The 23,057-nt window shown below is 50.5% G+C and carries 23 protein-coding genes; 15 read left to right on the top strand and 8 right to left on the bottom strand.

The features are described 5' to 3' along the window. Positions 1–149: 149 nt before the first annotated feature. Complete coding sequence (locus GWK09_RS06210) at positions 150–1,151, top strand: Acg family FMN-binding oxidoreductase (RefSeq protein WP_163692122.1); 1,002 nt, start codon at positions 150–152, stop codon at positions 1,149–1,151. A gap of 6 nt (positions 1,152–1,157) precedes the next feature. Here GWK09_RS06210 and GWK09_RS06205 read toward each other — a convergent pair whose 3' ends face one another. Next, positions 1,158–1,955: a universal stress protein gene (locus GWK09_RS06205; protein ID WP_163692121.1), complete on the bottom strand. Its 798-nt coding sequence runs from the start codon at positions 1,953–1,955 to the stop codon at positions 1,158–1,160. Between the two features lie 50 nt (positions 1,956–2,005). On the opposite strand from GWK09_RS06205, the gene GWK09_RS06200 reads away from it, so the two are divergent. The 7 genes from GWK09_RS06200 (at position 2,006) to GWK09_RS06170 (ending at position 8,096) form a co-directional block, all read left to right on the top strand. Then, positions 2,006–2,506, top strand: a complete 501-nt coding sequence (locus GWK09_RS06200; protein WP_163692120.1) for a GNAT family N-acetyltransferase — start codon at positions 2,006–2,008, stop codon at positions 2,504–2,506. 10 nt (positions 2,507–2,516) lie between these two features. Beyond that, on the top strand, positions 2,517–3,851 hold the full coding sequence (locus tag GWK09_RS06195; RefSeq protein ID WP_163692119.1) for an MATE family efflux transporter: 1,335 nt from the start codon (positions 2,517–2,519) through the stop codon (positions 3,849–3,851). Between the two features lie 21 nt (positions 3,852–3,872). Further along, entirely contained in the window at positions 3,873–4,640 is a 768-nt protein-coding gene (locus GWK09_RS06190) for an enoyl-CoA hydratase/isomerase family protein (RefSeq protein ID WP_163692118.1), read from the top strand. 23 nt (positions 4,641–4,663) lie between these two features. Then, the gene (locus GWK09_RS06185; protein ID WP_163692117.1) at positions 4,664–5,542 is read left to right on the top strand and encodes a LytTR family DNA-binding domain-containing protein; all 879 of its coding nucleotides are present in this window, start codon (positions 4,664–4,666) and stop codon (positions 5,540–5,542) included. Positions 5,543–5,632: 90 nt separating this feature from the next. Further along, a complete protein-coding gene (locus GWK09_RS06180; protein ID WP_163692116.1) occupies positions 5,633–6,793 on the top strand; it encodes an acyltransferase family protein in 1,161 nt (386 codons plus the stop codon). 49 nt (positions 6,794–6,842) lie between these two features. Beyond that, positions 6,843–7,295, top strand: a complete 453-nt coding sequence (locus GWK09_RS06175) for a 6-pyruvoyl trahydropterin synthase family protein (protein WP_163692115.1) — start codon at positions 6,843–6,845, stop codon at positions 7,293–7,295. A gap of 33 nt (positions 7,296–7,328) precedes the next feature. Continuing rightward, positions 7,329–8,096, top strand: coding sequence for a UDP-2,3-diacylglucosamine diphosphatase (locus GWK09_RS06170; RefSeq protein ID WP_163692114.1), 768 nt, complete (start codon positions 7,329–7,331; stop codon positions 8,094–8,096). On the opposite strand, the gene recJ is transcribed toward GWK09_RS06170, so the two are convergent. Together recJ and GWK09_RS06160 are read right to left on the bottom strand one after the other, a co-directional pair. Further along, positions 8,093–9,787, bottom strand: a complete 1,695-nt coding sequence (gene recJ, locus GWK09_RS06165) for a single-stranded-DNA-specific exonuclease RecJ (RefSeq protein WP_163692526.1) — start codon at positions 9,785–9,787, stop codon at positions 8,093–8,095. The genes GWK09_RS06170 and recJ overlap by 4 nt on opposite strands. 98 nt (positions 9,788–9,885) lie before the next feature. Next, the gene (locus GWK09_RS06160; RefSeq protein WP_163692113.1) at positions 9,886–10,308 is read right to left on the bottom strand and encodes an OsmC family protein; all 423 of its coding nucleotides are present in this window, start codon (positions 10,306–10,308) and stop codon (positions 9,886–9,888) included. Positions 10,309–10,382: 74 nt separating this feature from the next. On the opposite strand from GWK09_RS06160, the gene GWK09_RS06155 reads away from it, so the two are divergent. After that, positions 10,383–10,985: a carboxymuconolactone decarboxylase family protein gene (locus tag GWK09_RS06155; protein ID WP_163692112.1), complete on the top strand. Its 603-nt coding sequence runs from the start codon at positions 10,383–10,385 to the stop codon at positions 10,983–10,985. A 12-nt stretch (positions 10,986–10,997) separates the two neighbouring features. Then, positions 10,998–11,468, top strand: a complete 471-nt coding sequence (locus GWK09_RS06150; RefSeq protein WP_163692111.1) for a hypothetical protein — start codon at positions 10,998–11,000, stop codon at positions 11,466–11,468. Positions 11,469–11,479: 11 nt separating this feature from the next. Here the strand turns inward: GWK09_RS06150 and GWK09_RS06145 are convergent, their stop codons facing one another. The 3 genes from GWK09_RS06145 to GWK09_RS06135 all read right to left on the bottom strand — a co-directional run bounded on the left by GWK09_RS06145 (position 11,480) and on the right by GWK09_RS06135 (position 14,083). Beyond that, the gene (locus GWK09_RS06145) at positions 11,480–12,607 is read right to left on the bottom strand and encodes a DUF819 family protein (protein ID WP_204260362.1); all 1,128 of its coding nucleotides are present in this window, start codon (positions 12,605–12,607) and stop codon (positions 11,480–11,482) included. A gap of 38 nt (positions 12,608–12,645) precedes the next feature. Continuing rightward, complete coding sequence (gene rsmI / locus GWK09_RS06140; RefSeq protein WP_163692110.1) at positions 12,646–13,317, bottom strand: 16S rRNA (cytidine(1402)-2'-O)-methyltransferase; 672 nt, start codon at positions 13,315–13,317, stop codon at positions 12,646–12,648. 79 nt (positions 13,318–13,396) lie between these two features. After that, positions 13,397–14,083, bottom strand: coding sequence for a hypothetical protein (locus GWK09_RS06135; RefSeq protein WP_163692109.1), 687 nt, complete (start codon positions 14,081–14,083; stop codon positions 13,397–13,399). 102 nt (positions 14,084–14,185) lie between these two features. On the opposite strand from GWK09_RS06135, the gene GWK09_RS06130 reads away from it, so the two are divergent. The 5 genes from GWK09_RS06130 (at position 14,186) to GWK09_RS06110 (ending at position 20,510) form a co-directional block, all read left to right on the top strand. Next, positions 14,186–14,848 carry a thymidine kinase gene (locus GWK09_RS06130; protein ID WP_163692108.1) on the top strand — a complete coding sequence of 221 codons (663 nt, stop codon included), beginning with the start codon at positions 14,186–14,188 and terminating at the stop codon, positions 14,846–14,848. Between the two features lie 69 nt (positions 14,849–14,917). Beyond that, entirely contained in the window at positions 14,918–16,036 is a 1,119-nt protein-coding gene (alr, locus tag GWK09_RS06125; protein WP_163692107.1) for an alanine racemase, read from the top strand. A 181-nt stretch (positions 16,037–16,217) separates the two neighbouring features. Next, positions 16,218–17,222: an aspartate-semialdehyde dehydrogenase gene (locus GWK09_RS06120; protein ID WP_163692106.1), complete on the top strand. Its 1,005-nt coding sequence runs from the start codon at positions 16,218–16,220 to the stop codon at positions 17,220–17,222. An 80-nt stretch (positions 17,223–17,302) separates the two neighbouring features. Beyond that, positions 17,303–19,459: a prolyl oligopeptidase family serine peptidase gene (locus GWK09_RS06115; protein WP_163692105.1), complete on the top strand. Its 2,157-nt coding sequence runs from the start codon at positions 17,303–17,305 to the stop codon at positions 19,457–19,459. A gap of 70 nt (positions 19,460–19,529) precedes the next feature. Then, complete coding sequence (locus GWK09_RS06110) at positions 19,530–20,510, top strand: sulfate/molybdate ABC transporter ATP-binding protein (protein ID WP_163692104.1); 981 nt, start codon at positions 19,530–19,532, stop codon at positions 20,508–20,510. Here the strand turns inward: GWK09_RS06110 and GWK09_RS06105 are convergent. Both GWK09_RS06105 and GWK09_RS06100 read right to left on the bottom strand, forming a co-directional pair. After that, a complete protein-coding gene (locus tag GWK09_RS06105; protein WP_163692103.1) occupies positions 20,507–21,841 on the bottom strand; it encodes a GntP family permease in 1,335 nt (444 codons plus the stop codon). The two genes, GWK09_RS06110 and GWK09_RS06105, sit on opposite strands and share 4 nt — an antisense overlap. Before the next feature lie 88 nt (positions 21,842–21,929). Next, entirely contained in the window at positions 21,930–23,039 is a 1,110-nt protein-coding gene (locus tag GWK09_RS06100) for an NAD(P)/FAD-dependent oxidoreductase (protein WP_163692102.1), read from the bottom strand. Between the last annotated feature and the right edge of the window lie 18 nt (positions 23,040–23,057).

The raw sequence follows: 23,057 nt of genomic DNA, 5'->3' as shown, positions 1-23,057 counted from the left end.
AGTACTCTTCTTTTATATCACTTTACGTAACTCACTATTTACAAATGTTTTATTTGACTTAATGTTCTCATTTTTCCTGACCATTATCATTGTATTATTCAACTTCTCCAACATACTTTAGAGCCGAAAATTATTAACTCTTTCAGGTCATGAAAACAAATTCAGCCATCCGGAAAATTATCGAATATGGGATTATGGCCCCTTCAGGACACAACACCCAACCGTGGAAATTTAAAATCGACCAAAATGAAATCCAGATCTATCCGGATTTTACAAAATCCCTGCCTGTAGTGGATGCTGACCACCACGCTATGTACATCAGCCTGGGATGTGCCGTTGAAAACATCGTCCTAGCAGCCTTGAATGACGGGTATTTTCCTGAAGTCAGGATCGTAAAAAAACATGGAGATGCAGAATTCATCTGTATTGCATTACAAGTCAACAGCGAGAGTCACAAGGACTATTTGTACAGGTACATCAAAGAAAGACAAGTAACCAGAAATGAGTATAAGGATACTGAGGTATCTCCCGAAGATCTTGAACTTCTTATAGATTCCACACGATTTCCAGGTGTTCAGGTGCGATCATTTATAACCCCTGAAGAAATTAACCAATTAGAGCCCTTGATCATAGAGGGAAGTATCCGCCAATTCCGGAACAAACAATTTGTAGAAGAATTGGTCTCCTGGATTCGGTTTTCAAAGACGGAAATTGAGAAGAAAAAAGATGGCATCTGGCACGCAAGTATGGGATTTCCCGGAACTGGTAAGTTTCTGGGGAATCTCATCATGAAAAAGTTTGTCTCAGCTGAAAGCGAGGCCAAGCGATGGAAAAAACTGATAAGGGCTTCTGCGGGCTTTCTGCTATTTATAGCTGAAGAAAACGATGTCACGCACTGGGTAAATTTGGGCAGGGCCTTTCAGCGATTCGGTCTTACCGCCTGTAAACTTAAGATCAGTCATGCCCATGTGAATATGCCTTGTGAAGAATTCGAAGTGAGAGAAAAAATGACAAAATTACTAGGTATCGATATAGGGTATCCACTTCTGTTGATCCGATTCGGGTATTCGAACAAAATGCCTTATTCCTATCGTAGGCCAATGGAAGAAGTTCTGTCTGATGCCTCCCCTTTAGTCGAACAAAGCATCTGATGGTTTCTAATCCTTTTTAACACTAAGTACCAGGACCGGGATCTTTGCAGAGAATTCGGATTTGTGGATGGTGTTCTTCTCCCAGAGATTCATAAACACTCCTCTTTTTCGTCTGAAAACACAAAGGAGGTCGGGTTTCATTGCCTGAATGTGTTCCAGAATACCGAGGTAGGTGGTGGCGTGTTCAGCCAGTGTAAGCCTGGAACTCAGATCCAACAGGGCGGTGTTCACCTGCAAGTCCTTATCGTTATACCCTGGGGTTTTGACCAGAAGCAATTGTACGTCACTCTCAAATTTGTTCTTGATCTCCATAAGGGGATTTAGAATTCTTTTCTTTTTCAGAATACCTGATTTAAAGCCGGTCAGGATCATCTTAAAGGGACTGAATTGGGTGCCCTTGGGGACAATCAGTGTCGGAATATCCGTGCGTTTGATCATCCGGCCTGAGGTATGCCCCAGATAGAGTTCCTCCTTGATATCATTGCTCCTCGGGGCAATGACCAGCAGATCTATGCCTATCTCATGGTCTATCTCCTTCAATCCGTCTATCAGGTCTCCGTTATAGGTTGCGATCTTGATCTCAACCCCTTTGGCATCTACCTTCCCAATGACCTCCTTCAACCTTTCTTTTCCACTTTTCTTTACCATGACAGAAATATCGATCAGGCTACCGGCACCGCCTGCCACATTGAAAACCTCCATCACGTATACTTTCGATGAGAAATGTGAGGCGAGATCAACTGCGTATTGCAATGTTTCGTGGGCGTTGGGAGAGGTTCCGATGGGTACTAGGATGTTCTTCATATCGGTTAGGGATTTAAACCATAAATTTACGCAATAATTGGCTTGAATCAATGATCAGAACGGCAAAGTTAGGGGAAATTCCGAGGATCATGAGCCTTACCCGGGCCTGTGCAAAGCACATGATAGAGATGGGAATAGAACAGTGGAATGACCACTACCCGTCCGAAAAAGCTTTCCTAAAAGATCTGAGTCGGGGTGAACTCTACCTCCTGGACATTTCGGGAAAAATCGTCGGTTGTATCACCATCTCAACCCACATGGATGAGGAATACAGGCCGGTGAAATGGCTCACTCCAAACGGGAATAACGTGTACATTCACCGACTGGCCGTGCATCCCGAGCATCAGGGTCAGGGCCTGGCCCGACAGTTGATGGACCATGCTGAAGACATGGCAAAGGCTGAGAATTGCATTTCCGTTAGACTGGACACATTTAGCAAAAATGAACGAAACCAAAGATTTTATGAAGCCAGGGGGTACAAAAAACTGGAACCGGTCTATTTCCCCAAACAAAGTCCGCTTCCCTTCTATTGCTATGAACTCATCCTTTAATCCCTGACGCTTGACCACCCGAGTTAGCTACAAGACCATTAACCGCCTCGCCATTCCTGCAACCATTGCAGGGATCGCGGAGCCTATCCTGTCTATCACAGATACCGCCATCGTGGGCAATATTCCTGAAAACGGGCTGGAATCCCTGGCAGCCGTGGGGATCGTCGGAGCCTTCCTCTCCATGCTGATCTGGATACTGGGGCAGACACGCAGCGCGATCTCTGCCATTATTTCCCAGTATCTGGGTGCAGGCAAACTCGACCAGGTTACCACCCTCCCCGCCCAGGCCATCGCCCTTAATGTCATGCTCAGCATAGTGATCCTGCTGGGCACTGTATTTATTGTAGAAGAGATCTTTCTCCTTCTCAACGCCAAAGGAAAGATCCTGGAATATTGTGTTTCCTACTACTCCATACGCGTCTGGGGCTTCCCCCTCACCCTCTTTGCCTTTGCGGTTATGGGCATATTCCGGGGGCTACAGAATACCTTCTGGCCCATGATGATCGCCATTGCAGGAGCCACTTTAAACATTGGGCTCGACTTCCTCCTGGTCTTTGGAGTGGAAGGGTTCATCCCCCCGATGAACCTGGAAGGAGCAGCCTGGGCGAGTCTGATCTCCCAGGGGGTCATGGCAGCCATGTCGCTCTACCTGCTTATGACCAAGACCCATATTTCCCTCGTGCCCAGGTTACCCGTTCACCCGGAGCTGGGCAGGCTGATCGGGATGAGCCTGAACCTCTTTGTGAGGGCTGTGGCCCTGAATATCACTTTGGTACTGGCGGTGAGGGAAGCGACCGCACTTGGCGACCGTTTTATCGGTGCCCATACCATTGCCATCAACCTCTGGCTCTTCGCAGCCTTCTTTATAGATGGGTACGGAGCTGCGGGGAATATCATGGGAGGCCGTCTGCTCGGTGCAAGGGATTACACCAATCTCTGGAAACTGGCTAAAAAGATCATGCTTTACGGAATCGGCGTAAGCCTGGTCCTGATGCTGGCAGGCTTTGTCCTGTACCGTCCCCTGGGCATGTTGTTCTCGAATGAGGAAGAGGTCCTCATTACTTTTTATTCCGTCTTTTATATCGTGATCCTTTCCCTGCCCATCAACACGGTCGCCTTTGTCTTTGACGGCCTATTCAAGGGCCTGGGGGAGATGAAATACCTGCGCAACGTGCTCCTTTCAGCCACTTTCCTCGGGTTTATCCCCGTCCTTTACATAGGTCAGTTCTATAACTCAGGCCTTTACGGTATCTGGATCGCCATCACCGTCTGGATGATGATACGCGGCGGAGCCCTGGTATGGAAGTTCAGGAGAAAATTTCGCCCCCTTTTACAAAAGGCTTAATTTTGAGAAAAGCGATCTCCTATGGGAACAACCCGACCTAACGGCAGCCTTTACACGGATATACAAAACGGCGTAGCAACCATAGAATTTGGCCACCCGGCCGGGAATTCCTTTGTTTCTGAAATGCTGGACCGACTCAGGAGAACTTTGGAGGAGATCTCCGGGAAGGAAGATGTCTCAGTCGTTGTCCTTAAATCGGAAGGAGACAGGGCTTTTTGTGCCGGGGCTTCCTTTGACGAACTCCTCTCCGTATCTAGCCACGAAGAAGGTACCGTGTTCTTCAGCGGCTTCGCCCATGTGATCAATGCCATGAGGAAATGTCCCCAACCCATTATCGGGAGGGTACAGGGCAAAGCGGTTGGGGGCGGTGTGGGCCTGATAGCTGCCTGTGACTATGTCTTCGCCACAGAGGAAGCAGCCGTCAGGCTATCTGAACTTACCATCGGAATTGCCCCCCTGGTGATCGCTCCTGCCGTAGAACGCAAGGCAGGGGTAGCCGGACTGGCAGAATTATCCCTGTCCCCGAAAGAGTGGAAAAATGCCTATTGGGCGAGAGACAAAGGCCTCTTTTCCAAAGTGTTCCAGAATGTAAAAGAGATGGATAAGGAACTCGATTTCTTCTCTTCACAGCTCTCCTCATACAACCGGGACGCATTGATTGCCCTGAAGAAAGTGTTGTGGCAGGGGACGGGCGAGTGGGATCAGCTGCTGGTCAGCAGGGCAGCCATCACCGGGAAACTGGCGCTGTCAGAACAGACCCGAAAGGCTATGGAGGCCTTTAAGAAGTAATCGCTTTATCCAGAATTGAAAATATGGCCGTATTTCCTTCCATTAAGAAGTTTTTACAAACCCCCTATCCTTTTTATTTCAGAGGAAGGTCACTTCTGTATTTTGGTCTTATCATCTTTTTCCTGGCCCTATTTTTCAACTATTTCTTTATCCCATTCAATGTGAATTCGGCTGAACACAAGATGGACTATTTCTGGATCTGTGTATTACATTCGCTCATGCCCCTGGCGATTCTTCTTCTGATGTACCCATATATCCATTTTTCCCCCACCCTTGACGAGCATTGGAACATAGGAAGAGAGCTAGTTTTTCTTTGTGCTTTTCTTCTGCTCATTGGTATAGGGCAATTTCTGATCAGAGACCTTATTTTCGACAATCCTAACAACTGGTCCTGGGGATATCTGCGGGAAGAGGTAAGCAATACATTTTTGGTCGGTATTCTCCTGGTAGGCCTCATCGTGTCTGTTAATTTCAACAGGCTGAATGCGCGCTACATCAGAGATGCGCAGGAACTGGAACGCAGCAGACTCCTCGAGGCCCGAAAGAAGGACAAGAGTGTTATCCCCATTGAAACACAGGTGAAGATGGACAATTTCGATCTCGAGGTCGAAAAATTTATCTTCGCCAAGGCAGAGGGCAACTACCTCACCATCCATCTGAACAAGGAAGGCCAACCTGTTAAAATGCTCAAACGCATCTCCATCTCCGATTTTGAACAACAGGCCCAGGCTATTGACAATATTATTCGAACGCATCGCTCCTATGTCGTGAACCTCTCCTTCCTCAGGCATGTAAAAGGAAATGCCCAGGGTTTTCAACTCAGCCTGGAACACTGCGCCCAGGAGATCCCCGTGTCCAGGAACATGATCCCCGCCTTCGAGAGCCGACTCAGGGGCTCTTAGGTTTGTCGTTGGTCCCAAAACCTTGTCATCCGTACCAAAGAACCCACAAGCCTTGTTATTCGGGATATCTTAGCTCTAAAATTTGAAATCATGAGACGTTACGATCTGGACTGGCTGCGGGTTTTTGTTTTCGGATTACTCATCCTCTACCACGTGGGGATGTTCTTTGTCCCCTGGGGGTGGCACATCAAGAACAATGTGGAATACAGCTGGATCCGCTTCCCCATGCTGTTCGTCAATCAATGGCGTCTTCCCATCCTCTTCGTGATCTCGGGGATGGGCACCTATTACGCTCTCAACAAGAGGACCCCGGGACAATTCAGCCTGGAAAGGATCCGAAGGCTTTTTCTGCCCCTGGTCGTGGGCATGCTTCTCGTGGTTCCTCCCCAGGTATATGTGGAACGTATCGCAGAAGGCCAATTCAACGGGTCCTACTTCGAGTTCTGGCCTTCACAGGCCTTTATGGGGGTCTATCCCGAAGGGAACCTCAGCTGGCACCACCTCTGGTTCCTTCCCTATCTGCTGTTGTTCTCCCTGGCCCTGTTACCGGTCTTTGTATCCCTGCGGAAACATCCGGATGGCAGCTTTCTTCGTTGGGTGAAGGCCATAGTCTCCAGAAGGACTGGTCTGTTCTGGTTCCTGATTCCCCTCTATCTCACAGAGTCACTGGTAGAGCCGTTTTTTGAGATCACCCATGCGCTTATAGGCGACTGGTTTGCCATTGCCAATTATTCCATTTTATTCTTTTTCGGCTTTCTCCTGATGACCGTACAGGATACGTTTTGGAAAACAGTGACAACAAACAGGCGGTTCTACCTGTATTGTGCCATAACGGGTTTCACACTTTATCTGGGCCTGATCATGTCCTTTGAAGATTCTATAACCGTGCATTTTACAGAAGCCTTCCTCAAGGTATTCAACCTTTGGTCCTGGATCCTGGTGCTTTTCGGTTATGCAGCCACGTACTGGAACAAGTCGAGCCGCACATTGTCCTATTGCAACGAGGCCGTTTATCCTTTTTACATCCTCCATCAAACGGTCACTATCATCGCGGGATTCTTTATTATGGATCTCAACTGGGGTTTCCTGCCCAAATTCCTCTATTTGATCGCAACGACCTTTGCAGGATCCTGGATCCTCTATGAGTTTGGTATTCGCAGGTGGAAATGGATACGTCCTTTGTTTGGTCTGAAAACGAAAAAGGCGACTTCTTACCTCCAAACTGTAGGATCTGTTCCTCAGGGAAAGTAGGCTCATCCTTTTAAAGAATTCCTACCTTTGCCGAATAAGCTATAACCCCATGAGCAGGATTCGCGTAACCAAGGAATTCAGTTTTGAAACCGGACATGCCCTCTACGGGTACGACGGGAAATGCAGGAATGTACACGGCCATAGTTACAAACTGGCCGTTACCGTCATAGGTACGCCTGTCGCCACCCAAGGTGCTGTTAAGCTGGGGATGGTGATCGACTTCGGGGACCTGAAAAAGATCGTTCGGGAAGAAGTGGTGGACCCTTTTGACCACGCGACCATCTTTAATAAGAATACCCCCCATCTGGAGCTGGCCATGGAACTCGAATCTCGCGGGCATAAGGTGATCCTGGCAGACTACCAGCCCACCAGCGAGAATATGGTGATCGACATTGCTTCGAGGATCAAGGCACGACTTCCGGAGGACCTGCAGCTGCATTCCCTGAAACTCAGGGAAACCGAATCGGCCTATGCTGAGTGGTTTATGGAGGATAACCCCTGATCCACAGGCCTATTTTCCTATCTTTACACGCGGATGATACAGCTACACGTACCCAAAGGAAAGAAGGTCTATTTTGCCAGTGACAACCACCTGGGGGCCCCTAACAGGGAAAAGAGCAAAGCCAGGGAAAGGCGCTTTGTCTCCTGGCTGGAGGAAGTGGAGGAAGATGCCGCCGCGATTTTCCTTCTCGGGGACCTTTTCGATTTCTGGTTCGAATACCGGACTGTGGTACCCAAAGGTTTTGTACGCACCCTGGGGACACTCGCACGCATCAGCGACAGCGGAATCCCTGTTTACTTCTTTGCAGGCAACCACGACCTCTGGATGAATGGATATTTCGAAGAGGAACTCGGGATACAGGTATTTCACAAACCCCAGCAATTCGAGATCGAAGGCAAGCGATTCTTTATCGGCCATGGGGACGGGTTGGGCCCTCATGACAAGGGCTATAAGAGGATGAAAAAGGTATTTACCAACCCAGTGGCCCGTTGGATCTTCCGCTGGCTGCATCCCGATTGGGGGGTGCGTCTGGCCCAGTATTTCTCAGTAAAAAACAAACTGATCTCCGGGGAGGAGGACAAGGAATTCCTGGGAGAGGAAAACGAATGGCTGGTACAATACGCCAAACGCAAACTGGAGGATGACCACTTCGATTTCTTCATTTTTGGCCACCGCCATCTCCCCCTTGAAATAAAGGTCGGAGAGAATTCAACCTACTACAACCTGGGCGACTGGATCAGCCATTTCACGTATGGGGTCTATGACGGTCAGGGGGTTGAGGTACTTGCCTACAAGGTCTAGTCGGGCCTGATATCCCTGATCTTCAGCTGCAGGCTTACCTGCCCGTTCCAGTGGTTTTCCTCCAGGGAATAGACCGCGCTGAATCGGCCGCCGTCTTTTACAAGAGGTAATTTCTCGCCCAGGCCGAAACCGATGGCCTGTAGAGGATTCGACCTGCCTTGTTGCACAGCCAGCTTGAGGTGTTTTTCATCATCCCCCACCCCCTTTGCAAATCCTGAATCCCTCAACTGGTGCGTCAGGAAAACAGGTTTCATATTCCCGGGGCCAAAGGGTTCAAATTGTTTCAGGATCCTCATGAGTTTCGGGGTGATGTCTGCCAGGTTGATCTCCGCATCGATACGGATCTCCGGACGCAGCATCTCAGGAGCGATCGTACTCGAGACCACCTCCTCAAAACGCGCTTTGAATGCTGCATACTGGTGTTCTTCCAGGGTAAGACCTGCAGCGTATTTGTGGCCGCCGAACTGCTCCAGGTAGTCTTTGCAGGCTTCCAGGGCATTGTAAAGGTCGAATCCCTTCACGGAACGGGCAGAGGCAGCGAGCTTTTCCCCGCTGCGGGTGAAGACCAGCGTAGGCCGGTAGTATGTTTCCGTGAGCCTGGAAGCCACGATCCCGATCACCCCTTTGTGCCAGCTTTCTTTGAAGACCACCGAGGTGAACCGGTCCTCTTCCTTATTCTCCTGAATCTGAAGCAGGGCCTCCTCGGTGATCTCCTTGTCGAGATCGCGCCTGTCTGCATTAAATTGTTCTATTGCCTTAGCCATCTCCTCTGCGCGTGCCTGATCGGTTTCTGTGAGGAGGGCTACAGCATAACGGCCATGTTCCATCCGGCCGGCGGCATTGATCCTCGGTGCAATGATGAAGACCACATCCGTGACGTTGAGCTCTGACTTCCTTACTGTATTGAGGATGGCCCGTATCCCCGGTCTTTTTTTCTGGTTGATCACCTCCAGGCCATAGTAGGTCAACACCCTGTTCTCCCCGGTAATGGGGACGATGTCTGCCGCAATGGCCGTGGCTACCAGATCGAGATAGGATAAGATCCCTTCGACCGGCCTCCCGGCCCTCTCTTCAAGGGCCTGAATAAGCTTAAATCCGATCCCGCATCCGCAGAGTTCATCGTACGGATACGAACAATCCGACCTCTTGGGATCCAGCACGGCGACGGCCTGTGGGATCTGATCCCCGGGTCTGTGGTGGTCGCAAATGATAAAATCAATCCCCTTTTCCCTGGCATAAGCCACCTTGTCCAGGGCTTTGATCCCACAATCAAGGGCTATGATCAGTTTTATTTCGTTATCGTGTGCAAAGTCGATTCCCGCAAATGAAACCCCATATCCTTCAGCGTACCGGTCCGGGATATAGGTGGCCACATTCGGGTAACGTTCCAGGAGGTATGAAGAGACCAGGGCCACTGCCGTGGTCCCATCCACATCGTAATCCCCGTATACCAGGATGTTCTGACCCAGTTGAATAGCCTCCTCGATCCTGCGTACGGCCAGGTCCATGTCCTTCATCAGGAAGGGATCGTGCAGGTGACTGAGCTGGGGCCTGAAAAAACGCAGCGCATCCTCATAGGTTTCAATCCCCCTCTGCAAGAGCAGGGTGGCCACCAGGGGATCCACCTTGATGGCATCCATGAGATCCCTGATCGCATCCTGTTCGGGTTTGGGCTTTATGGTCCAGCGCATTTCACAAATATCTTCAGCCTTCATAAAATAAGGTCGGGTTGTGCATGTTCCTTGCGGTACTTTCTTTTTCGAACACCGAGCCTGTCCTTTTTAACATTTCAACCTTTGTGGTAAATGTTCTCAGCAGAGACCTCGGCAAACCTCCTGAACATTTCCATCACCCCGCAGTATTTGTCGATAGAAAGATCGACGGCCCTCTGCAATTTTTTTTCGTCCAGGGCCTTCCCGTAGAAGTGGTATTCCAGGTGCACCTTGTGATAGTATTTCGGGTGTTCTTCGGTAAGTTCTGCAAAGATCTCGATATGGAAACGGTCTACCTCCAGCTTCATCTTCTCTATCAGGGAGACCACATCGAGGCCGGAGCATCCTGCCAGGGAGGTAAGCATCAGGGCCTTGGGTCGGTATCCTTTTCCTTCACCCCCATCTTCCGGACCGGCATCGATCTTCAAGTCGATTCCCGAAGGATTGTTACTTTCAAAGGCCATCCCGCCTATCCATTTGGTGCTGATATGATTTGTCATGCTCTCTTTTTTTCGTTTCTTGTAATGCGGATCAATTGATCCCAAAATTACAACAATAACCCATACTTCATCCTATGCCCCTGGTCAACCCACTCCCTCCCGAACACGACGTCGAAACCCGTAAACTCGCCGAATTTTTTAACGAGACCCTGGGATTCTGCCCGAATTCCATTCTCACCATGCAACACAGGCCGGCCATCTCCAAGGCGTTCATCGAACTCAACAAGGCCGTGATGGACAATAAGGGGAGGGTCACCTCTGCCCTCAAGCGCATGATCGCCTGGGTGAGCAGTAATGCCACGGGTTGCCGGTATTGCCAGGCGCATGCCATCCGGGCTGCGGAAAGATACGGGGCAGAACAGGAGCAACTGGATAATATTTGGGAATACCAGACACACCCCGCCTTTTCAGATGCCGAAAGGGCTGCGCTGGATTTTTCCCTGGCCGCTTCCCAGGTGCCCAACCAGGTAAGCGATTCGATCAAGACCGAACTCTACGAATACTGGAATGAAGGGGAGATCGTGGAGATGCTGGGGGTGATTGCCCTGTTCGGCTACCTCAATCGCTGGAATGATTCCATGGGGACCAGCATCGAAGCCGGGGCCGTGGAGAGTGCGGAACAGTACCTGGGCAAACACGGATGGGAAAGGGGAAAACACGACGGGCATCTCTATTAGCTTTCTGGAAATATGAAGCAAGGTCTTATCGTTTTGATTCTCCTGGGTGCGGTCTCATGCAGGTCTTTTAAGTTTGATGACCGTATGATTTCCTATACCTATACTGAACCGAACGTAAAACCGATAAAAATTAGTGGGGATTACGAAGTACTGGATTTTACAGAAGATGATCCGATCTATATTATGTGTTATTATTTCAGGGACTCTGAAATATCTCCGAGATCGTTGATTGTAAGCATCGTCATCGATAATAAATTCGCTTTCGAATCCTATGGACAGGTCGTATCCAAGGAATTTGGTTTGATCCCATTAAGCGATGGAAGTCCATTTAGGCTGCTTGGATCTAGGAAAGATCACCGTTATATTTTATCCCTTGATACCATGGATATGGCCGAAAGAAAATCCCGCATATTGAGGGATACCATTTCCATAAACTTTGGAAACCGTAGCTTTACATACGCCCCCAAACCCCGTATTGACTGATCATCTGTACTCTACAACAGAGAGGATTCCAGGAAAAAGATCGTCAACATCCCCCAGAAAGTCCCCGTGGCCATGCTGAGGATAGCCAGGACCACCGCATGGGGCATCCACTTCTTTTCATAGGCGGCCGTCACCGCAGGGGCCGTCGCGATACCGCCCACGTTGGCCATGCTGGCAATAGGTACCCATGCCATATGGACGTTCAGGAGCTTGGCCACAATCGTCATAAAAAGGAAATGACCCACCAGCCAAACCGCCATAAAACCGAGGAAGGCGGTGTTGAAGCCCAGGGTAGCGAACTGTAATTTCAGTCCCAGTACCGCCATGACGATGAGGATTAGGACGGAACCCGACCTCAATGCGAAGTTGAAATTCCACCTCGGCCACAGGTTGCTGATGGCCAGTCCGATCACCGATAGCAGGATCACCTTCCCGATAAAACTGTCAAGGATGAGATTGACCAGTACCACCGTTCCCAGGAGTACAGCGAGCGTAAGCCATGGCCGGATCGTTTTCATCCTGTTCATCCTGAGGCTTTCGGGGATCGCCGTATCCGTGATCCTGAAGAAACGGTTCAGGGCGTTGCTGCCTTTTATGGACTGAAACATGAGGATGGTCCAGATGTTGACCAGGATATTGTCCATGACGAGTACGGAGAGGAAGATGGCCTCCGGGCATTCCACGAGTTCTTTCAGGACCAGCTGACTTGTACTCCCGCCGATCCAGCCGCCCACGATAGGCGGGATCCCCTTCCAGTAACCCTGGTTGACCAGGGTGTCAGTCACCAGATCAGATTCAGCAAGAACCAGGAGAGGGAGGACAGGGAAGAGGGCGATAAAAAAGGAACCGCTCACGAAGAGGAGGATGGGTTTCCAGCCGATGGACCTCAGTTGCCCCAGGGAGAGGCTGCTCATGACTGCCACAATGGCCAGGGGGATGAAGTAGTCCCTGCTGAAATCGTGGATCCCCGCCTGGGAATAATCCACAGCGGCAAGGTGACTTATGATGGCAGGAATGAGGTAGGCCAGCAGTATGGCCGGAACCCAGTCAAAGAGGGACCTGATATGCCTGTTTTCCCAACGATCCAGGAAAAAAACCGCCACTACGGTAAAAAGGGTAATAAGCCAGGGCACGATCATGCCTGAAAAAATACAACTTTTCACTACAGTGACCTGAACTATTTTTTACCGCCTACCACGATAACGAATTCGCCTTTGAGGGGATTCTGATTGTAATACATTAAAAGTTCCGACAGGGACCCTCTGACGGTCTCCTCGTACAGCTTGGTCAGCTCACGGGAGATGGAAGCGGGCCTGTCCGGACCCAGGAATTCGATCAGATTTTCCAGGGTTTTCAGGAGTTTGTGGGGAGATTCGTAAAAGATCATGGTCCGACTTTCCTCAGAGAGTTCCTTTAAGCGGGTCTGTCTTCCTTTTTTCAGAGGAAGGAATCCCTCGAAGGTAAACCGGTCTGAAGGGAGTCCGCTATTGACCAGGGCCGGGATCAGGGCTGTGGGGCCCGGCAGGGATTGGACGGAAATACCGGCCTCTATACAGGCTCTTGTTAGCAGGAAGCCGGGATCGGAAATCCCCGGTGTGCCTGCATCAGAGATCAGGGCCATGTTCTCCCCCTCTTTCATTCGGTAGACCAGCTTATCGGTGATCTTGTGTTCATTATGCATGTGATAAGCCTGCATGGGCGTACTGATCCCGAGATGCTGAAGCAATTTGCCGCTGGTGCGGGTATCCTCGGCAAGGATCAGGTCTGCTTCCCCCAGTACTTTGATAGCCCTGTGGGTGATGTCATCGAGGTTGCCGATCGGGGTTGGCACAAGAAACAAGGTTGCCATGGGATTGCCTGTTTAAAAGTAAGAAGCCGAAAGGCGTTGGCATCACTTTCGGCTCTTTGTGGTTATTGGATGAGCAGGTCTAAGAGAACCTGCGCGCTATCAATGCCATAAATCGGGAAGCGTATTCTTCTTTCCCCTTCCAATGATCGTATTCGGGCTTTACCATATTCTCAATAAAGGCCAAGGATCTGTCTGCTGATTCTATGGTGTTCAATTGAGAAAGGACCCTGTTGAATTCCTCTGTGCTGTCATTGAAGAGGTGTTTGACAAAGGCCAGCCTGTCATTGAGGCCGATGACGATCTCCCGGGTGGTCAGTTTGTCGTTCAGGGATTTTGGTTTTTCTTGTTTGGGGATGTCCCTCACCTCAGGGGTGACCTCCTTTACATCATTCTTCATCACTTCGGCCTTGGCGACGAATTCTGCGAAGAGCTGTTCTAAATGGAGATCCTTGGGCATTTCTGAGACCATGTGCTTGATGGTATCTATGCCCGGGGTCATGATATCCTCCTCGTGGGGGTTGTTTTCCGGGACCGCCCTGTTGCCGTCTATGACGGCACTGGCCATCTTCTCGAACTTGGAAGCGATCACATTCTTGGAGATATCGATCTCTATATCGCTGAGTTTTTCTTCTATGAACTTGAGAACAGCGAGTTTCTCATACAGGTTTTTGGCTTTTTCATAGAGTTCCGGAATGTCACCCGCATCCTGAGAGGTAATAATCTCTGTCGACAGTTTCACCAATTCCTCTTTCAGTTTCCGCTTCATTTCTTTTTGATTTGCATCCCTGTAAAGGTCTGTCTTTTTTAATACTTTTATATCGTCTTTGATACTAACGGGGAAAGCCCGTATTTCGTCTAAAATTACAAAATGTTTCTCGAAAACACTGTTAATCATAAAGAACAATTTGGGTGGATAGAAGTGATCAGCGGGTCCATGTTTTCGGGTAAGACGGAAGAACTCATCAGAAGGTTGAAGCGCGCAAAATTCGCGAGACAGAAGGTGGAGATCTTCAAACCCATCATCGATACCCGATACAGCGATGAAAGGGTGGTCTCCCACGATGAGAACGAGATCCGGTCTACGCCCGTACCCACTGCTGGTCATATCCGCATGCTTGCGGAGGATTGCGATGTAGTCGGGATAGATGAGGCACAGTTCTTTGACGACGAGATCGTTTCTGTCTGCAACGATCTCGCCAATAAAGGGGTGAGGGTAGTGGTAGCCGGACTCGACATGGATTTCAAGGGCAATCCCTTTGGGCCCATGCCGGCCCTGATGGCCACCGCGGAATACGTCACCAAGGTACATGCGGTGTGTACCAGAACCGGCAACCTGGCCAATTACAGCTTTAGAAAATCGGACAATGACAGCCTGGTTTTGCTTGGGGAGACCGAAGAATACGAACCTTTGAGCAGAGCAGCCTTCTTTAAAGCCATGCTCAGGGAAAAAGTGAAAGCCATGGAAGTGGACTCAGAGGAAGTCCTCCTCCCCCCATCGACAGACGAGAAAACTAAACGAAAAAAAACCTGATACGCCTGAAGTACATAGGAATACACTACCCCAAGTGCTTTTTGCCTGCTAGACTATATCCACACCTCTATGCCTGACATACACGAGACCGTTCTGGAAATAGACCTGGGGGCCCTGGAACACAATTACCGGTTTTTGAGATCCCGGATAAAACCCTCCACAAAATTCATGGCGGTCGTCAAGGCTTCCGGATATGGCAGCGATGCCCTGGCCATAGCGAACAAGCTGGTCTCTCTCGGTATAGATGCCCTGGCAGTGGCCTATGCCTCGGAGGGCATTGCCCTCAGGGAAGGAGGGATACGTTGTCCTATCCTGGTACTGCACCCACAGGTGGGGAATTTCGATGAAATTATTGCCTATGAAATGGAACCCAGCCTCTACAGCGCAAGGATCCTGAAAGGTTTCCACCAGGCGGCAAGGAAGGCGGCTCAGGAAGGGTATCCCGTTCACTTAAAATTCAATACCGGCCTCAACAGGTTGGGGTTTTGGGAAACCGATGTGCGTTTTATCAAAGAGGAGATCGATGCGTCCGGAGCTCTTAAAATAAAGGGTATCCTGTCTCACCTGGGGGCCTCTGAGGACCTGGACGAAAAGGAATTTACCCAAAGGCAGATAGCCTTGTTCAGCAAAATTGTGGAAGAGGTTGAAAGATCCCTGGGCCCCATCCCATTGAAACACCTGCTGAACACCTCCGGAATTCTCAATTACCCCGAAGCCCAATGGGACATGGTCAGGAGTGGGATCGGTGTATACGGCTACGGGAATGATCCCCGCTTCGATCCCGAGCTGAGGCCGGTGGTCTCATTAAAAACTGTCATTTCCCAGCTGCATCGCATTGAACCGGGTGAAACGGTAGGCTACAACCGGGCCTATCGGGCCGATGGTCACCGTACCACAGCAACCCTTCCCCTGGGCCACGCAGACGGGATAGGCAGGCAATACGGACAGGGAAAGGCAAGTGTGCTCGTACAGGGCAACCAAGCCCCCATCATCGGGAATGTCTGTATGGACATGCTGATGATCGATGTGACGGGTATCGACTGTAAAGAAGGCGATGAGGTCATTCTGTTTGGGGAAGGACAGAGTGCAGATCAGTTTGCCTCCTATGCCGGAACCATCTCCTATGAACTTCTTACCGGCATTGCTACCCGGGTAAAGCGCATATATAAAGATCCTAACCCCTTGTAGCAGGGGATATCCGCTACACTATATTATCAACCTTAACCCCCTTTCCCGGTGTCGCTGACCTGGAAAGGGGATCTTTTTTGTTGTATTTATAACATAATGTGATATTATTTGTAAATCGGTCCTCCTGCCTTGTACTCTATCCGGGTTTCCTTTACCTTTGGACCAACTTAAATAGAACCTAATGAAAGTAGCGGTTGTCGGTGCCACGGGCATGGTTGGCGAAGTGATGCTCAATGTCCTGGCCGAACGAAATTTCCCGATCTCGGAACTATTGGTGGTCGCCTCCGAAAGGTCGAAAGGCAAGACCCTGATGTACAAAGGAGAGCCGCATACGGTGATCACGCTGGAGGAAGCCGTCGCGGCCAAACCGGACCTGGCTATTTTCTCGGCAGGAGGGGAAACCTCCCTTCAATGGGCACCGCGTTTTGCCGAGGTGGGCACCACCGTGGTAGACAATTCCTCTGCGTGGCGCATGGACCCTGCCATCAAACTCGTGGTTCCGGAGATCAATGCCCATGTGCTCTCCGAGAAAGATAAGATTATAGCCAACCCCAACTGCTCGACCATTCAATTGGTTATGGTCCTAGCTCCTCTTCACAAGGCCTACAGGATGAAAAGGGTGGTGGTCTCCACCTACCAGTCCGTAAGCGGTACGGGGGTAAAAGCCGTCCAACAGATGGAAAATGAAATGGCTGGGATCAGGGCAGAGATGGCCTATCCCTATGCCATCCACAGAAATGCCCTGCCTCACTGCGATGTCTTCCTCGATAATGGTTATACCAAAGAGGAGATGAAACTCGCCAGGGAACCCCGAAAGATCCTTGGAGACGACAGCTTTGCAGTGACAGCCACGGCCGTCAGGATCCCTACCTCCGGGGGACACTCGGAATCCGTCAACGTGACCTTCGAAAGGGATTTTGACCTCCGCGAGGTGAGAACACTGCTCAGTGAGACCCCCGGGGTCGTCGTTCAGGACAATCCGGACACCAACACCTATCCCATGCCCCTGTATGCCCACAACAAAGACGAGGTCTTTGTAGGCAGAATACGCAGGGATGAGACCCTGCCTAACTCTTTGAATATGTGGATCGTTGCTGATAATCTCAGGAAAGGCGCGGCCACGAATGCCATTCAGATCGCAGAGTATCTGGTCAGTAAAAACCTGCTCGCCGGAAAGGTTGTTTAAATTCTGTTAAAAAGGCCAGGAGTCTTCCTCTCCCAGGAGAAATTGAGGTATTTTTAGGGGTCAAAAAATTTTTGAACCCTATGAAGAAAATCGCCTTTGTCCTCGCCGCACTGACTACCTTTGTGGCCTGTAAGAAAGAAAACAAAGCAGACCGAATCGCCGTGAATTATCCTCAAACTGAAAAAGCGGACAGCACAGATACCTATTTTGGGGTAGATGTTCCCGATCCCTTCCGATGGCTGGAAGACGACATGAGCCCGGAGACGGAAGCCTGGGTTAAGGCCCAGAACGAGGTTACTTTTGGCTACCTGGAGCAGATCCCCTTCAGGGGAGAACTGAAAGACAGGCTGGAAAAACTCTGGAATTACGAAAAGGTCAGTGCCCCCTTCAAGGAAGGCGATTACACTTATTATTATAAAAACGACGGGCTGCAGAACCAAAGCGTGGTATACAGGAAAAAAGAGGGAGGGGAAGAAGAGGTCTTCCTCGACCCCAATACCTTTTCCGAAGACGGTACCACCTCCCTGGCGGGCCTGAGCTTCAGTAAGGACGGATCCCTGGCTGCCTACCTGATCTCCGAGGGCGGGAGTGACTGGCGTAAGGCTATCGTCCTCGATGTGAACTCCATGGAGATCCTGGAAGACACCCTGACCGACATAAAATTCAGCGGGATCGCCTGGAAAGGGAAGGAAGGATTTTACTACTCCAGCTATGACAAGCCCAAAGGAAGCGAGTTGTCTGCCAAGACCGACCAGCACAAGGTGTATTACCATAAGCTGGGAACCAAACAAGCCCAGGATGAACTGATCTATGGTGGGGTCCTACCAGAAAAACACAGGTATATTTCGGCCAGCGTGACCGAAGATGAGCGCTACCTTATCCTCTATCCCAGGACCACCACCTCCGGGAATAAGATGCTGATCCGGGACCTGACCGATCCGAACGCCCTGTTTGTCACGGTTCTGGACGATACGGATTCTGACAGCTATGTGATAGACAACGAGGGTTCCACCCTATTTATACAGACCAACAGGAATGCCCCCAATGAGAAGGTGGTTACGGTGGATGCTTCCAATCCTACCCCGGATCAATGGAAGGATCTCATCCCGGATACCGAGCATGTGCTCAGCACCAATACAGGTGGGGGTTACCTCTTTGCAGAATATATGGTCGACGCCATCTCCAAAGTGATGCAGTACGACTACAGTGGGAAACTCATTAGGGAAGTGGAATTGCCCGGGATAGGAAGTGCCGGAGGTTTTGGCGGTAAAAAAGAGGAAGAAACCCTTTACTTTTCTTTCACCAACTACAATACCCCGAGTTCTATCTACAAATTCGATCCCGGGAATGGGGAATACGAGGTTTACTGGAAGCCCGAGATCGACTTCAATCCGGCCGATTACGAGTCTACACAGGTGTTCTACACCTCCAAGGACGGGACCAAGGTGCCGATGATCATCACCTACAAGAAAGGCCTGGAACTCAACGGAAAGAACCCGACCATCCTCTACGGATACGGTGGTTTCAATATCAGCCTGACGCCCTCTTTCAGTGTGGTGAACGCCATCTGGATGGAACAGGGAGGGGTCTATGCCGTTCCCAACTTAAGAGGAGGTGGCGAATACGGAAAGAAATGGCATGACGCCGGCACCAAGATGCAAAAACAGAATGTCTTTGACGACTTTATAGCCGCCGGGGAATATCTGATCGCAAACAATTACACCTCTTCAGATTTCCTGGCCATACGGGGCGGATCTAACGGAGGCCTCCTGGTAGGGGCAACGATGACGCAACGACCCGACCTGATGCGGGTGGCCCTGCCAGCTGTAGGCGTACTGGACATGCTCAGGTACCACACCTTTACGGCAGGAGCAGGATGGGCCTATGACTACGGTACTTCGGAAGACAGCCCGGAAATGTTCGAGTACCTGAAGGGATACTCCCCTGTCCACAATGTAAAGGAAGGGGTAAACTATCCGGCTACCCTGGTGACCACCGGGGACCATGATGACAGGGTCGTACCGGCTCACAGTTTTAAATTTGCAGCCACCCTACAGGAAAAACAAACCGGCGAGAATCCTACCCTGATCCGGATAGAGACCAATGCAGGACACGGAGCCGGCAAGCCGATCAGCAAGACCATAGAGGAATACGCAGATATCTTTGCCTTTACCTTCTACAATATGGGATATGATGAACTCCCCAACCAGATGGTGCTGAAGGAATTTAAGGACTGAACCTGACCAGAAGACCTAAAAATCCGTTTCTTTAGAGACGGATTTTTTGCATGTTCACCAGACACCAACTATGCTTCGAGTAGACAATCTCTCCTTCGCTTACCAAACAGCCGACGTGCTGGAAGAACTGTCCTTTGTCGTGGACAAAGGGGAGCATATTGCCGTGATGGGTGAAAGCGGCTGTGGCAAGAGCACCCTCCTGAAACTGATCTATGGGTTGCTGACCCCCTCCCGGGGACAGATCCTGTGGAATGACGAGATGGTGAGAGGCCCCTTGTACAAACTGGTGCCTGGTGAATCCTATATGAAGTACCTGTCACAGGAATTCGACCTTATGCCTTATACCACGGTAGCCGAGAATATCAGCCAGTACCTCTCCGTATTCTACCCTAAGCAACTGAAGGAAAGGACTCATGAACTGCTGGAGATGATTGAAATGACCAAGGACGCACAGACCAAGGTGAAGAACCTCAGCGGAGGCCAACAGCAAAAGGTTGCCCTCGCCAGGGTCCTGGCGCAGAAACCCGATCTGCTGCTGCTGGATGAACCTTTTAGCCATATAGACAACTTCAGGAAAAACAGCCTGAGACGCAACCTTTTTCAATACCTGAAGGACGAAAAGATCACCTGTCTTACGGCTACCCACGATCATCAGGATGTCCTGCCCTTCACGGACCGCATCCTGGTCCTGAAAGACAAGGCACTTGTGGTAGATGGAGGTACTAAGAAAGTGTATGAATCCCCCTCCAATTTCTATGTTGCGAGCCTGTTCGGTGAGGCCAATACCCTGCCCATCACCTTGTTGAAACCCTATGGTGACGCCAAGCGGGACATCATCGTTTACGCCCATGAATTCAAGGTGGCCAATTCTTCCGGACTAAAAACGAAAGTGAAGAAAGTGTATCCCATGGGAGGATATTTTCTGATGGAAGGGGATACAGAGAACGGCAGGGTCTTCTTCCATTCCGAAAAAGAACTGAAAATCGGTTCTAAGGTGTACCTGAACGTATCTATAGAAACGATCAATAAACGCCTGAGAGAACTTCCCTAGGTCAGGATCAGGGAGGCGAGGAAGACCGCGAGGGCCCCGGTGATCCCTAGAACCGAGGTGCCCAGGCCGAATAACCTGTAACCCGTCTTCACATTCATCCCGCTCATTTGGGTGACCACCCAGAAAAAGCTGTCGTTGGCATGGGAGACCATGGCCGATCCAGATCCGATGGCCACGACCACGAGGGCTTTTTGTATCTCAGAATCGTAGCCTAGGGAAGACATCATCGGGGCCAGGATAGAAGCTGTGGTAACCAGGGCTACGGTGGAAGACCCCTGTGCCGTCTTAAGTGCAGCTGCCAGGATAAATGGCAAAAAGATCCCCATGTTCAGGTCTTTTAATGCGAGACCGAGCAATTCCGCAATCCCAGACATTTGCAGGACCGTTCCAAAAATACCCCCGGCACCTGTGATCATCAGAATGGATGCCGCATCCTTAATGGCCTTTCCCACCCAACCTCCTGAGGAAAGCATATCCAGGTGCAATTTCTTGGGCAGGAAAAGGCATAGGAACACTCCTATGAGAAGGGCGATCACGGGTTCCCCCACAAAGTTGATCCCATCGATGATCCAGGAAGTTCGATCCGCTGCCCCAGTAGAAAGGACGGACTTCAGGACGATGAGTAAGATGGGGACTACAATAGGGAGGGACGACCTCCAGAAACCAGGGGCATCCGCTTCCGCCTGAGCCTCTGCTTCCGTCTGATCTGCTTCGGAGCCGGGATCGATATACGTTCGGGATGCGTATCGGGTCGCGAAGATAATTCCCGCCGTAAGGGCAACGAGGCTAACGGGAATCCCCAGGGCAATGACGAGTCCCAGGTTGGCCTGCAGGATACCGGCTGCCGCAATCGGACCAGGTGTGGGTGGCACCATGGTATGGGAGGCCATCAGTCCCAGGCCCAGGGCAATAGCCGCACCGGCCAGGGAGATTCCTGCTTTTTTGCTCAACCCTTTGTTGAGGGGGTGGAGCAACATAAAGCCACTGTCGGCGAAGACGGGAATGGATACGATATAACCGATGGCCCCCATGGCCAGGGGAATGCGTTTTTTGCCGATCAGGCCGAGTACCTTCATCGCGATGGTCCGCGCTCCCCCCGTATGTTCCAGGAATGCCCCAATGATGACCCCCAGGACGATGATAAGCCCGATCTTTCCAAGGGTTCCTCCAAACCCTTCGTTTATGGCCAGGGTAATTTTATCGAAAGGCATTCCTGCAAAGATTCCATAAGCGATGGAGATCACCAGCAGGGCAAGGAAGGGATGTACCTTCAGCCGTGTGGTCAACAGGACGATACAGATAACCGCTATGATCAAATAAAGTATTTCCACCTTCTTTCGCGGAGTGATTAGTAATGATCTCTAAAATACATATTTCCAGAGACCCGGGACGGTTTCCCCGGTTTCCATTCTCCTTTTTCTACAGGATTCGGGCCAGTTCCCTGCCTACATTACTGCCTATGGCGATCCCCATCCCGCCCAGGCGCACCCCAAAAGCCACCCGGTCTGATCTTCTTTCGAGGATGGGTTTTTTCATAGGTCCGGTACCCATGATCCCACTCCATCTGCGATCGATCTCAAAAGGCGTTCCGGGGAGGATGACCTCCTTGAGCAGGGAAACCAGTTGATCCTGTATCTTGTCTGTAAGGCCGAATTCTTCGGTCTCCTCCCCTTTAAAATCGAGGTTCCGGCCTCCTCCCAGGAGGATCCTGTCCCCAACGTTCCTGAAGTAGTAATAACCTTTGTCCAGGTGGAAGGTCCCTCTGAAAGAGAGGCCGTCAATGGGCTTGGTGATAAGCACTTGCGCACGCGCCGGTTGGACATCATCCACCCATTTCGCAGCGAATCCGTTGGTGGCTATCAATAGATTTTTCGTCTCGAAATTCGTACTCCGGGTAACAACCTCTACCCCTTCCGGACCTTCTTCGAAGCGTAAGACCTCGGTCGCATTGAGGATCAGGGTCCCCGAAGCCTGTACCTTGTTAAGGAGAGCATTCATCATCATCCCGGTATGGATCTGCCCTTCGAGCTCATTGGTGATGACAAAAGATCCGATCTCGCGAAAACCAAAGGAGTTGGGGTTCTTTTTAAATGCCGACCGACCGAATACAGGCCGTAGCAGTGAATTGATCTTCTCGAGTTCTTTCTCGCATTCCTCAAAAAGGGCAAGGTCTCGTTTCAGGAAAAGCTCATGCCCGCCATGTTGGTGATAATCCATGGCAGCGTCTCCCAGGGTGGACCTCAGCAGTTGGATCCCTTCATAACGACGCCGGACCAGTTCAACCACCTCCTCAGGGGTGTGGTTTCTGAGGTCATCCAGGATCTCCGACAGGCTCCCAAAACAAGCAAAACCGGCGTTTTTGGTGCTGGCTCCCTGGGGAAGGATGCCTTTTTCGAGGATCAGGATCTTTGCCTCTGGATATTTACTCCTCAGTTCAAGCGCGCAGGAAAGCCCGACAATCCCACTGCCAACGATCGTAAAATCGACCCCTTTAAACCAAGTATCGTATTCCCAGTGACTGAGGTGCATCCTTATAAAAAACTCCGG

Source organism: Muriicola jejuensis, assembly GCF_010671595.1.
Lineage (GTDB): Bacteria > Bacteroidota > Bacteroidia > Flavobacteriales > Flavobacteriaceae > Muriicola > Muriicola jejuensis.
This window is presented reverse-complemented; position numbering and strand designations above follow the sequence as displayed.